The 12,136-nt window shown below is 40.7% G+C and carries 11 protein-coding genes, 1 pseudogene and 1 other annotated feature; of the genes and pseudogenes, 11 read left to right on the top strand and 1 reads right to left on the bottom strand.

Annotated features, from left to right (window positions below; translation table 11 throughout):
- Positions 1 to 618: 618 nt before the first annotated feature.
- The 8 genes and pseudogenes from ASG46_RS20025 to ASG46_RS21655 all read left to right on the top strand — a co-directional run bounded on the left by ASG46_RS20025 (position 619) and on the right by ASG46_RS21655 (position 7,107).
- Positions 619 to 1,884, top strand: a complete 1,266-nt coding sequence (locus ASG46_RS20025) for a Kelch repeat-containing protein (protein ID WP_056705906.1) — start codon at positions 619 to 621, stop codon at positions 1,882 to 1,884.
- Positions 1,885 to 2,138: 254 nt separating this feature from the next.
- Entirely contained in the window at positions 2,139 to 2,288 is a 150-nt protein-coding gene (locus ASG46_RS20020) for a teichoic acid D-Ala incorporation-associated protein DltX (protein WP_024427820.1), read from the top strand.
- A gap of 14 nt (positions 2,289 to 2,302) precedes the next feature.
- Positions 2,303 to 3,808, top strand: a complete 1,506-nt coding sequence (gene dltA, locus ASG46_RS20015; protein WP_056705903.1) for a D-alanine--poly(phosphoribitol) ligase subunit DltA — start codon at positions 2,303 to 2,305, stop codon at positions 3,806 to 3,808.
- Positions 3,805 to 4,989 (top strand): D-alanyl-lipoteichoic acid biosynthesis protein DltB, encoded by a 1,185-nt coding sequence (gene dltB, locus ASG46_RS20010; RefSeq protein ID WP_008342868.1) that lies wholly within the window; start codon positions 3,805 to 3,807, stop codon positions 4,987 to 4,989. The genes dltA and dltB overlap by 4 nt, the downstream gene beginning before the upstream one ends.
- Positions 4,990 to 5,010: 21 nt before the next feature.
- Positions 5,011 to 5,247, top strand: coding sequence for a D-alanine--poly(phosphoribitol) ligase subunit 2 (gene dltC, locus ASG46_RS20005; protein WP_017358152.1), 237 nt, complete (start codon positions 5,011 to 5,013; stop codon positions 5,245 to 5,247).
- Complete coding sequence (dltD, locus tag ASG46_RS20000) at positions 5,247 to 6,413, top strand: D-alanyl-lipoteichoic acid biosynthesis protein DltD (protein ID WP_056705901.1); 1,167 nt, start codon at positions 5,247 to 5,249, stop codon at positions 6,411 to 6,413. Before dltC ends, dltD begins: the two co-directional genes overlap by 1 nt.
- 95 nt (positions 6,414 to 6,508) lie before the next feature.
- The gene (locus tag ASG46_RS19995; RefSeq protein ID WP_056705897.1) at positions 6,509 to 6,928 is read left to right on the top strand and encodes a YkvA family protein; all 420 of its coding nucleotides are present in this window, start codon (positions 6,509 to 6,511) and stop codon (positions 6,926 to 6,928) included.
- Positions 6,906 to 7,107 (top strand): annotated as a pseudogene (locus ASG46_RS21655) (hypothetical protein). Before ASG46_RS19995 ends, ASG46_RS21655 begins: the two are co-directional and overlap by 23 nt.
- 16 nt (positions 7,108 to 7,123) lie before the next feature.
- Here the strand turns inward: ASG46_RS21655 and ASG46_RS19990 are convergent.
- Entirely contained in the window at positions 7,124 to 8,167 is a 1,044-nt protein-coding gene (locus ASG46_RS19990; protein ID WP_056705895.1) for a lactonase family protein, read from the bottom strand.
- Between the two features lie 432 nt (positions 8,168 to 8,599).
- Between ASG46_RS19990 and ilvE the strand changes: the two genes are divergently transcribed.
- The 3 genes from ilvE to ilvN all read left to right on the top strand — a co-directional run bounded on the left by ilvE (position 8,600) and on the right by ilvN (position 12,132).
- Positions 8,600 to 9,514 carry a branched-chain-amino-acid transaminase gene (gene ilvE / locus ASG46_RS19985; protein ID WP_008342856.1) on the top strand — a complete coding sequence of 305 codons (915 nt, stop codon included), beginning with the start codon at positions 8,600 to 8,602 and terminating at the stop codon, positions 9,512 to 9,514.
- A gap of 8 nt (positions 9,515 to 9,522) precedes the next feature.
- Positions 9,523 to 9,770 (top strand) — a binding site (T-box leader).
- 122 nt (positions 9,771 to 9,892) lie between these two features.
- On the top strand, positions 9,893 to 11,617 hold the full coding sequence (ilvB, locus tag ASG46_RS19980) for an acetolactate synthase large subunit (RefSeq protein WP_008342854.1): 1,725 nt from the start codon (positions 9,893 to 9,895) through the stop codon (positions 11,615 to 11,617).
- On the top strand, positions 11,614 to 12,132 hold the full coding sequence (gene ilvN, locus ASG46_RS19975; protein ID WP_007501584.1) for an acetolactate synthase small subunit: 519 nt from the start codon (positions 11,614 to 11,616) through the stop codon (positions 12,130 to 12,132). Before ilvB ends, ilvN begins: the two co-directional genes overlap by 4 nt.
- Positions 12,133 to 12,136: the final 4 nt, after the last annotated feature.

Genomic DNA, 12,136 nt, shown 5'->3' with positions numbered 1-12,136 from the left:
AATAGAAAGAACATTCTTTCTCTAACTTAAAAAATTAAGGTGTATAGTAGAAGGAGAATATGAAATGAGTAAGGAGGAATTCTGGGGTGTACAAAATCAAATCAGTGATTGACAAGGGGAGCAGTTCTTTGGCTATAGAGTTGATACTGGAAAAGGGTATTTTATAGAAGAGCATGCTTTGAGATTTATACTTTCCGAACATGATTACTTATATGATGCACTTGAAGAGAAATTTGAGAAATGTTATGAGGATACAAGAAGCTAGTTAGTCACGCGCTTTCAGGAGAAACCTGATTTAGAGATCCTTTCTATTGGTTTTGGGGACGTGTGTATCAAAGCTTTTGAGGGCTGGATGAAAACGTGGAACTTGTTTGCCTTGTGACGGATTTTTTAATAACGGACTGAGAAGAAACCCATGAATCATGGGTTTTTTTGATGGAGGAATACAAAAATATGAATTGATTCTAATGAGGAAGTCTGATTTTGGAAATTTATAGGCGCATTGGGGAAGCAGTAAGTAAATAAGTAATAAATATATATATAAGTAACAAAAACATGAAAAAAATAAATAACTATCCGATATTTGTTGTGTAAACAAATTGAAGGAGTGTGGTTATCTTGAAAAAATGGTTTTTTATTTTCATTTTATTATTTTCTGCATTAAGTTATCCATTACAATCAATAAAAGCAGAAACGCTTGAATGGGAAAAACGAGAAGAGTTACCAGATGCAAGAGTAGGAGCTGTAAGTGAAGTATATGATGGGAAAATCTATGTAATAGGTGGAACGGGTCCAAGTAAGGCATATTCTAATACTACTTATGTATATGATCCGAAGTTAGATAAATGGTCAGAAAAAGCTGGTATGAAGACAGGCCGCATGGGTGCTGCCAGTGTAATTGTTGATGATCGTATATATGTAATGGGGGGGAGAACAGAACAAGGATTAACAAATAGCGTAGAAGTTTATAATATCAAAATGGATACTTGGGAAGATTCAGTAGAGCTCCCGTTTGAAAGAAAGGTATCTGCTTACAATTTATATGCAGGTGCCATTGATGGGAAGATCTATGTAGTTGGATACGATAGTGCATTAAAGGCAGATAGGTACAACAATACCTTTAGTTATGATTTGAAAACAAAAGAATGGACCAAAAAGAAAAAATTTAATTTTGAAGCTACTTCGGGAAATGCAGTGGTTGTGAAGAATAAGCTTTACATTTTATCTGGATCAGAGGTCTTAGTAAAAGGAATTTATGAATATGATCCTATAGTAGATCAATGGAGGGGAGTTAGTAGTGGTGGAGCTATTGCACCCTATTATTCTGCAGTCATGTATGAAAATTATATTATAAGAACGGGTGGAGTTTCTAGAGTTACACTCTATGATTTAGAAACTAAGACATCAAAAACTATACCTAACACTTCTGCACCTTATCGAATGGGACATGTATCCGCACTTGTTGATGATACACTCTATGTAATTGGAGGAGTTGAACAAAGTTCAAGTGCCCCTACTAACGCTAGAGCAAATTTCAAATCTAATTTATCTATCTCATTAAAGAGTCTTAAAAACACTGAAACTGAACCACCTGGCGACAAAGACCCAGAACCAACCACACCACCAAAAGACGATACAACAGATGAAGACGGCGATGCTCTTCTCATCATCACAATGGTCAATGGTTTGCAAAAGGAGTATGACCTTTCAATGAAAGAAGTCAACGCCTTCCTATCATGGTACAAAAAACGTGATGCTGGCGAAGGTCCAGGGTTTTATGAAATTGACGAGCATGACAACAACAAAGGTCCTTTTGAAAGTAAAAAGGACTATGTGGTATTCAACAACATTCTCATGTTCGAAGTGAATAAATATAAAAAGTAAATAACATCAAAGCCATCTAGTCTAACTAGGTGGCTTTTACGTTTGTTCGACAGTTTTCGGCAATTTTAAGGCAAATTTAAGCTTCTATTTCATTTCAATTATATTAAATCTTTGTTACAATAAGACAGCTTTACCCGAAGACACGTTCATACTTTGGACATCTTTTTTTCATCAATTCTTAAAATTTTTATGTTTTGATATGAAACTCTTTTGATGATCCATGCGTCTTTATAAGTGTCAAAAGAAAAGAGGTTATCAATATGCTATTCAAAAAGCTATCAGAAAATAAGTCTGTAAAATGGATAGGATATACAAGCTTTTACTTACTTATTTTGCTATTATTGTTCTTTATTTACGGATTCCATACAGCAAATACGGGATCATTCATTTACAACGATTTTTAATTGGAGATTAAACTATGAAACTATTACACACGATTCATGAATACCAACAAACGAAACCGACACAGCCAGCATTTGTTTCTCAACATGCTTCGATCACATATGATGAGCTTTGGCGTTTATCAGACCAAATGGCTGGTGCGATCGATGCAGTCGCAACTGACAGTGCACCTGTCATTGTCTACGGTCATATGGAGCCAGAGATGCTGATTTCTTTCTTAGGTACTGTGAAATCAGGCAGACCTTATATTCCGGTCGACATCTCCATACCTGTCGAGCGCATCGTCTCAATCATTGAAAGCTCAAAAGCCAGTCTATTGATATGTGCAAATGAGAAGAATGTATTAGATGTAGAAGAACACATTGAAGTGAAGAGTGCGGCATCGCTTTTAGCACTTGAAAAAGAAGCACCGCCATCCACGCAGTGGGTTCAACAAGATGATGTTTTCTACATTATTTATACGTCTGGCAGTACCGGAAAACCGAAAGGCGTTCAGGTAACAGCCAATAATTTAGAAAGTTTTACAGAGTGGATGTGCCGCGATTTCCCAATTGGTGAGGGGCGCACGTTCTTAAATCAAGCGCCATTTTCTTTTGACTTATCAGTGATGGATCTCTATCCAGCGCTTCAATCAGGCGGCACGCTGTACTGTTTAGTGAAAGATCTTGTGAATAAGCCGAAGGATATGTTTGCAGCACTTGGTCAATCTGACGTTGAAGTGTGGACATCAACACCTTCCTTTGTGCAAATGTGCTTAATGGACCCATCCTTTACAGGTGAGCTTTTACCAAAGCTAAACGTTTTCCTTTTCTGCGGAGAGGCACTTCCTGTCTCTGTAGTAAGTGCGCTTCTTGAGCGTTTTCCTAAGGCGCAGGTCTTTAATACGTATGGTCCAACTGAAGCAACTGTTGCGATTACATCGATTGAAGTCACGCAGGAGATTCTTGAACAGCACGATTCTTTACCAGTGGGTTATGCCAAACCGGATACAGATATCGTCATTTTAGATGAAGAAGGCAAGACACTCCCTGATGGGGAAAAAGGGGAAATTGTCATCGTGGGGCCAAGCGTCACGAGAGGCTACTTAGGTGAACAAGCCTTAACGGATAAAGTGTTCTTTGAATACGAAGGACGCCCTGCTTACCGCACAGGTGACGCAGGTGTGGCGCAGGATGGTTTGATTACGTGCCACGGTCGTCTGGACTACCAAATTAAGCTACATGGATACCGGATGGAGCTTGAAGAAATTGAATATCATGTGAGCGAGACAACGTATGTCAATGCTTGTGTGATTGTGCCATTCCAGCCAAACGGGCATGTGGAGTACTTAATTGCAGCCATTGTCCCAACTGAGCATTCCTTTGAAAAAGAATATCAGCTGACAAGTGCGATTAAGAAAGAAATGGCGGATTCACTGCCTGCGTACATGATTCCAAGAAAGTTTGTCTATCTTGAGCAGCTGTACATGACGCCAAACGGGAAGGTTGACCGTAAAAGAATCGCGAAAGAGGTTCTTCTATGATTCCGTTTAGTTCATTCTTTTTCTTCATTCTAATTGGTATTCTTCTTTTGCCGACGATGATTCTTGGTCTTCGCGGCAAAAGAATGCAGGGCTACAACATGTTTGCAACGGTTGTGGCACTCGCGCTTATTTTCTCAAAGGATGCACATGGCGCTTTGTTGCTGTTCTTGTTCACAGTATGGCAAGTCTTGATTATCCGCCTATATCTTGCGTACCGGTTGAAGGCGAACAAGGCGTCTGTCTTCTATATGGCAGTGGTGGCATCTATTTTGCCGCTTGTACTATCAAAGATTTTACCGTTCTTTTTAACTCATCAGCCGCATCAACCGCCACCAATGAACTGGCTGAGCTTTTTAGGGATCTCGTACTTAACATTTAAAGGTGTTCAGTTAATTATCGAGACGAGAGACGGCTTGATTAAAAAGAAAATCCCGATTCACCGTTTGGTCTATTTCATCGTCTTTTTCCCGACGATTTCGTCAGGTCCAATTGACCGTTACCGCCGGTTTGAAAAGGATATGGATACACCGCCTGAAAAAGAAGTGTACAGTGATCTTTTATATGCAGGGATTCATAAAATTTTTATCGGGTTCTTATATAAGTTCATTATTGGTTATCTCATTCACACATATATTCTGATGAATATTCATCACATTAGCAGCAGTCACTTTGTTCAACAGTTAACGTATATGTATGCGTACAGTATGTATTTGTTCTTTGACTTTGCTGGATATACAGCATTTGCTGTAGGTGTGAGTTATATCATGGGTATTAAATCACCAGAAAACTTTAATAAACCGTTTATCAGCCGTAATATTAAAGACTTCTGGAATCGCTGGCACATGTCGCTATCCTTCTGGTTCAGAGATTATGTGTTTATGAGATTTGTGTTCTTTATGACAAAGAAGAAGTGGATCAAGAACCGGATGGCTGTATCAAATATTGGGTACTTTGTCCTCTTTCTATTGATGGGTGCTTGGCATGGTCTCGCCCTTCAATATATTATTTACGGACTATACCATGCAGTTGTGATGTCCGGTTACAATTTATTTGAGAAGTGGAATAAAAAGCACAAGTGGTGGCCGGATAATAAGGTCACAATGGTTGTGTCGATCATTATTACATTCCACGTCATTTGTTTCGGTTTTTATATTTTTTCAGGAAAACCATTTCATCATTAATGGATAAGGGAGTAGAAAATTATGGAATTTAAAAATCAAGTATTCGGTATTATTGCAGAGGTTTGTCAGGATGACGTTGTGAAAGAAAATCCAGAGATTGCGATTTTTGAAGAAGGTCTTCTTGATTCATTTGGTACAGTTGAATTGCTCATGGCAATTGAAAGTCAGCTAGGAATTATGGTTCCGATTACAGAATTTGATCGTGATGTGTGGGATACACCGAATCACATTGCTGAGCAGCTGGCAGAGATGAAGTAATGAAAAAGCGTTTTTTTGGGCCGCTTATTTTAGCGGCTGTTCTATTCATTGGTGTTCTTCTTGTACCAAATACATGGCTCTCACATCTGATCCCAAAAGACAAATTACAAAAGTCAGCCACAGAATTAGATCCAGGGATGTTCCAAGGGCTTTATTTACAAGATGAAATGCTAAAAGATCCAACTTATTTGCCGATCTATGGATCTTCTGAACTCTCACGTTTTGATCCATATCACCCTTCGAATTTCTTTCATGAAAATCCTCAAGGGTTTACACCTTATCTTGTTGGAAAAGGTGGATCGCAATCATTAATTCATGCCATGAACTTTGCAGCGCATATGGATGAATTAAAAGGGAAAAAGCTTGTGTTTATCGTGTCCCCGCAGTGGTTTGTCAAATGGGGATCAGACGAGAATCACTTTGCTCCTAACTATTCAGCGCTTCAGGCGCTTGATCTCGCTTATAATAAAGAAATTGATCCAGCTGTGAAAAAAGAGCTCATCAAAAGAATCATGAAGTTTAAGGCAGTAAAGAACGACATGGTCATCACAGAGCTTTTTAAAGCAGAGCTTTCTGGGAACAAATTCGCCTATGGCGCGATTTCTCCTATTGCAAAAATGTATTATGGCATGCTTCAAAAGAAAGACATGTACTATACGATCGGGTCTGGGCATGAGCGCAAGCTTCGTCCGTCTCCTTCAGTGAAAGGGAAAACATGGACTGAGCTTGAAAAAGAAGCGAGCGTCTTAGGATCTGAAAAAGCAGGGGACAACCCGTTTTATATTGATCAGAGACTGTTTGACCGCAAGCTGAAGCCGATCATGAAAAAGATGAAGGGTTCTCGTCGTGACAATTCTTATGCAGCATCACCTGAATATAAAGATTTCCAGATCATGCTGGATATTTTAAAACAGGCAGGGGCGAAGCCTTTATTCGTGACGATTCCCGTCAACGGAAAATGGTATGATTACACTGGTTTTCCGAAAGAGGGACGTACAGATTATTATCAAAAAATCAATCGTCAAATTCGAGATAATGGGTATGAAGTCGCAGATTTGACTTCGCATGAGTATGACCCATATTTCTTTAAGGATACGATTCATGTGTCGTATAAAGGATGGGTATACATCGATAAGGCGATCGAAAAATTTTACAAAGAGCAGTAGAACGCAGCAGCTTTCTGCTGCTTTTTGTTTGTCGAATGAGTGGATTTCTTGTATAAATAAGGTGGAAGGGCTATGCTGAATATGGAGGCGATACGATGAATCGTTCTGAGAAAAAAGAACTATTAAAGCGTTCAAAGAAGCATTTTAATGATCATGCCTTTTGGGAAAAGTTAAAAAAGACGGCACAAAAAGCTGGAGTTTCTCTTGTCTATGCTGTGTTATTACTTTATTATACATTGCAAAAACCCGAAGTACCGGTTAAAGCGAAAACCCTCATCATTGGGGCGCTAGGGTACTTTATCCTTCCGATTGACCTGATCCCTGATACATTGGTGGGGATCGGCTACACAGATGATCTAGGCGCCATCACATTTGCTCTGCTTCAAGTCGCAATGTACATTGATGACGATGTCAAAGGAAAAGCAAAAGACAGGCTGGGAAAATGGTTCGGTGAAAAAAGCGATACGTCTTTCATTGATCAAAAGCTTGAAGATGACGGTATGCCGTCTGCTTAAAGAAAAGCCTCCTAAACGGAGGCTTCAGCGTGTAGACAAACCCTCGCATTCTTTGTCAGTCCTGCGCTCCGGTGCTCGTTCTTCCTAGACTTCAAGGGTTTTCAACTACGCTGAAAAAAAGACAAAGGGCTAAAATAAAGTTCATTTTAGCCCTTTGTCAACAATCTAATGCCTCCTAAACGGAGGCTTTTTTCATTATCCTAAAAATTTCACACAAACCGGATGCGGAACGGTGATGTCTGATTGTAAGACAGTGAGTCGACCGGTTTCTTTGTCACGTTTGTATAACACAAGGTTGCTAGATTCTTGGTTTGAGCCGACGAGAAATTCTTCTGTTGGATCAAGGACAAAGTCTCTAGGCCAATTTCCTTCAGAAGAAGCAATTTCAACGAGGCTTAGTTTGCCGTCATGATCTGCTTTGAAAATGGCAATGCTGTCATGTCCACGATTTCCTGCATACACAAAGTGACCGTCAGAAGACACATGAATGGCGCTGCCTTGATTATTCTCTGTGAAGTCATTAGGAATGGTTGCGATCGTTTGGATCTCTTCGAAATGACCATCTTCAAAGTAACGAAGTACAATGACCTCTGAGCTGAGCTCTGTCATCACATAGGCCACAGGTTTCGTTGGGTGGAATGTGATATGACGAGGGCCGCTTCCTGGTTTTGTTTCAAATGTATGGGCAAGCTCAAGTTTGCCGTTTTCTTTCTTATACGTATAAATTCCGTCTGTGCCAAGGTCAACAGCTACTGCAAATTGTTCCTCAGGTGTCAAACCCATAAAGTGAGTGTGCGGTTTTTCTTGACGGTCTTCGTTTGGTCCAGTGCCTTCATGCTGCGCCTGTGACAGCGTGCGGATCACTGAGCCGTTTTCAGCATCAATTTCGTACATCTCTGCTGTTCCTTTATGATAGTTTGCTGTAAACGCTGTTTTCGTTTGGCTGTCCACGCTGACGTGACAAGGAGAAGCCCCATCGGCAAGCTCTTGGTTGATGAAACGAAGTGCGCCGGTGTCGGCATCAATTTGATACGCAGCAAGACCGCCCTGTGCTCCTTCTTTCACAACAGCATACACAAACTTTTGGGAATCTGAGACAGTTAAATATGTAGGATTTTCAAGTTCTGCAGCCACTTCTACTTGTTCAATCTGCTGCTTGTCCGTATTTAAAGTAAAAGAATAGATTCCTTTGCTGTCACCTTTTGTATACGTTCCGATATAACCTCTGATGTTAGCCATGTATTGCCCTCCTTCTATTAGATGCTCTCATTCTATCACAAATTCATAGGAAAACGCTTTAGAAAGGCATGATGAAGGAAAAAACAAACGCAATGAAATCTCACAATATTCTTCAAAAACCGTGTGAAAAAATATTACAAAAGCTTGTTCAAAAGAAAACCGTTCATGTAGAGTAAATAAATTGAAGAAAAAATACAAAAAATTTTAAGTTTTTTCATTCCTTGTCTAGCAAAGGTGTAAGCGTATACATTTTATTTTGATTAGTCTAAATTGTCTAATAATTTTAAAAATGCTGTTGACACTGTATGGAAAGCGGCGTAAGATGGGTTCAACAAAAGCAAACAGACACGCAGAGTAAGCGTGAGACACTTCAATATAAAGTGTCTGAAAATTCAACTACTTTTTGTTTGAAAGAGAGGGTGCTCACTGAAGATGGAAGACCAAAAGGAACAGTGGATCTTTTTAAACGATGAACTCGTGAAAAAAGAGGATGCGAAAATTTCAGTTTATGATCATGGCTTCTTATATGGTGACGGTGTGTTCGAAGGAATACGTGTATATAACGGAAATATCTTTCGAATGAAAGAACATTTAGACCGCCTGTATGATTCCGCTAGATCCATTATGCTGAACATTCCATATTCACTTGAGGAGCTCACTGAAAAAATGATTCATACAGTTGAAAGGAACGGCCTAAAAGATGCCTATATCCGCCTTGTTGTCTCAAGAGGAGCCGGTGATCTTGGCTTAGATCCAAACAACTGTGGGAGAGCCAACACAGTGATCATTGTAGAGCCGCTGGCCATCTTTCCAAAGCACCTATATGAAACAGGTATTGATATTGTGACAGTACCGACAAGGCGAAATCGTCCTGACGTACTAAGTCCAAAAGTGAAATCATTAAACTATTTGAATAACATTCTTGTCCGAATCGAAGCCCATATGGCCGGTGTGAGTGAAGCGTTGATGCTGAACGATCAAGGGTACGTGGCAGAAGGTTCTGCAGACAATGTGTTTATTTATAAAAAAGGTAAGCTCTATACACCGCCAGGTTATATCGGCGCTCTTGAAGGCATCACAAGAAATGCCATCATGGAAATCGCAGAAGACTTAGGCTACGAAGTGAAAGAAGAACCTTTCACAAGACATGATGTGTATACAGCTGAAGAAGTCTTCCTGACAGGAACCGCTGCCGAAGTCATCGCTGTTGTAAAAGTTGACGGTCGTATCATTGGCGAAGGAAAACCAGGGTTCCACACAAACAAACTTCTTGAACAATTCCGCAAGCGAGTCGTTGAAGAAGGAGAAAAAGTAGTCTTTACCGATGAGAACATTCACGCAAGTTAAATAGATATCGATAAACGTTGAAGAGGACTAGTAGCTTTAGAGTCAGTATCTACAGAGAGCCGGTGCTAGCTGGAAACCGGTGTTACTTTCTAAAGTGAACTCACCTCTGAGTGTCTGCTTGAAATGATAGTAGGGCAGACCGAGTGACATTGCATCACTCGTTACCAAAATGGATGAAAGATGTCCATGAGACGGCAGCATGATTTGCCGTGAACAAGGGTGGTACCGCGAAAAACAAAGCTTTTTCGCCCCTTTGACCTAGTGAAAAGTAGTGTCATTGTGGGGTGAGAAGGCTTTTTTATATGGTCTCATATCTCTATCTTGAATGGAAAAGGGTGAAAGGACTTGACTGAAGCAAGACAAAGAGGAGGAAATCAAATGGGGACAAATGTACAAATGGAGACGGAAAAATCAAATGCACCACAAACGATGAACGGTGCACTCATGTTAATTGAAGCACTCAAAAGAGAAAAAGTAGAAGTCATTTTTGGTTATCCTGGCGGAGCCGTTTTACCGATCTACGATAAAATTTACGATTCTGGTTTATTTCATGTCCTGCCAAGACATGAGCAAGGAGCGATTCACGCAGCGGAGGGATACGCAAGAGTATCTGGTAAACCAGGCGTTGTCATTGCCACATCAGGACCGGGGGCAACAAACCTAGTCACTGGAATTGCAGATGCGATGATTGATTCACTACCTATGGTTATCTTTACTGGACAGGTGGCAACCTCAGTCATTGGATCAGATGCTTTTCAAGAAGCAGATGTACTTGGTATCACAATGCCAATCACAAAACACAGCTATCAAGTGAGACGCCCAGAAGAGTTACCAGGTGTCATTAAAGAGGCATTTCACATCGCAACAACCGGCAGACCTGGTCCAGTCTTGATTGATATTCCAAAAGATGTCGCTGGCATTGAAGGGACATTTGAATACGATCAGCCAATCGATTTGCCTGGTTATCAGCCGAAAATTGAGCCGAATTATTTGCAAATTCGCAAGTTAGTAGAAGCTGTAAGCAGAGCAAAGAAACCAGTTATTCTAGCAGGAGCTGGCGTTCTACATGGCAAAGCGTCGGAAGAATTAAGGCAATATGTAGAGCAGCAGCAAATCCCTGTCGCTCATACATTGCTTGGACTTGGCGGATTCCCGGCAAAGCATCCTCTTTTCCTAGGAATGGCGGGTATGCACGGCACATATGCAGCGAACATGGCACTTCATCAATGTGACTTACTCATTTCAATCGGCGCTAGATTTGATGACAGGGTAACCGGCAACCTCAATCATTTTGCAAAACATGCGAAGGTGGCTCATATTGACATCGACCCAGCGGAAATTGGTAAAAACATTCACACTCATATCCCGGTTGTTGGTGATAGTAAGCTAGTGCTTCAAGAACTGATCAAACAGGACGGGAAACAAGGTGAATCAGACGAGTGGAAGAGCCAGCTAAATCAGTGGAAGGAAGAATATCCACTCTGGTATGTCGAAAACGAAGCTGAAGGCTTTAAGCCTCAAAAGCTGATCGAATACATTCATCAATTTACAAAAGGTGAAGCCATTGTGGCAACCGATGTTGGGCAGCACCAAATGTGGGCTGCACAGTTCTATCCATTTGAAAATGCCGATAAATGGGTGACATCTGGTGGGCTTGGCACAATGGGATTTGGTTTACCGGCAGCGATTGGCGCGCAGCTAGCTGATCAAGAGGCAACGGTTGTGGCGATTTTAGGAGACGGAGGTTTCCAAATGACCCTGCAAGAACTTGCCGTTATCCGTGAGCTGAACCTTCCAGTGAAAGTGATTGTTCTCAATAATCACAGTCTTGGAATGGTAAGACAATGGCAAGAAATTTTTTACGAAGAACGCTACTCACATTCTAAATTTTCAGAGCAGCCAGACTTCGTGAAATTATCTGAAGCTTATGGCATTAAAGGGATCAGAATCTCATCAGACGAAGAGGCGCAAGAAAAACTCGAAGAAGCCTTAACCTCTAGAGAGCCTGTTTTCATCGATGTCAATGTAGCGAGAGATGAAAAAGTATTCCCGATGGTAGCACCGGGGAAAGGACTTCATGAGATGGTGGGGGTGAAACCTTGAAAAGAATTATTGTGTTGACTGTATTAAATCGATCAGGCGTACTGAACAGAATCACAGGCCTTTTTACTAAAAGACACTACAACATTGAAAGCATTACGGTCGGCCATTCTGAGATTCAAGATGTATCACGCATCACGTTCGTCGTCCATGTAGACCAAGAGAAAGACATCGAACAGCTGACAAAACAGCTGAACAAACAAATCGATGTTCTGAAAGTAACAGACATTACAAACCAATCAATCGTTCAGCGAGAGCTGGCTTTGATAAAAGTCGTATCTGCACCAGCATCTAGAATGGAGATCACGGGGGTCATTGAACCTTTTAGAGCTTCTATTGTAGATGTGAGCAGAGAGAGTGTCGTCATTCAGGTGACAGGTGAGTCTTCAAAAATTGAAGCACTCATTGAATTACTTAAGCCATACGGCATTAAAGAAGTCGCCAGAACTGGCACCACGGCCTTTGCGAGAGATAATCAGCAAAAGCCGCAAACAAATAAAACAATTTCAATTGTCTAAACAA

Origin of the sequence: Bacillus sp. Leaf49, from assembly GCF_001426125.1 — a bacterium.
GTDB lineage: Bacteria > Bacillota > Bacilli > Bacillales > Bacillaceae > Bacillus > Bacillus altitudinis.
Note: the sequence above shows the minus strand (reverse complement) of the source record. Positions and strands in the feature narration are given on the sequence as shown.

Coding starts and splice junctions, on each gene's coding strand:
- dltA (WP_056705903.1), top strand. CDS start 2,303: ATGAAACTATTACACACGATTCATGAATACCAACAAACGAAACCGACA.
- dltB (WP_008342868.1), top strand. CDS start 3,805: ATGATTCCGTTTAGTTCATTCTTTTTCTTCATTCTAATTGGTATTCTT.
- dltC (WP_017358152.1), top strand. CDS start 5,011: ATGGAATTTAAAAATCAAGTATTCGGTATTATTGCAGAGGTTTGTCAG.
- dltD (WP_056705901.1), top strand. CDS start 5,247: ATGAAAAAGCGTTTTTTTGGGCCGCTTATTTTAGCGGCTGTTCTATTC.
- ASG46_RS19995 (WP_056705897.1), top strand. CDS start 6,509: ATGAATCGTTCTGAGAAAAAAGAACTATTAAAGCGTTCAAAGAAGCAT.
- ASG46_RS19990 (WP_056705895.1), bottom strand. CDS start 8,167: ATGGCTAACATCAGAGGTTATATCGGAACGTATACAAAAGGTGACAGC.
- ilvE (WP_008342856.1), top strand. CDS start 8,600: ATGGAAGACCAAAAGGAACAGTGGATCTTTTTAAACGATGAACTCGTG.
- ilvB (WP_008342854.1), top strand. CDS start 9,893: ATGGGGACAAATGTACAAATGGAGACGGAAAAATCAAATGCACCACAA.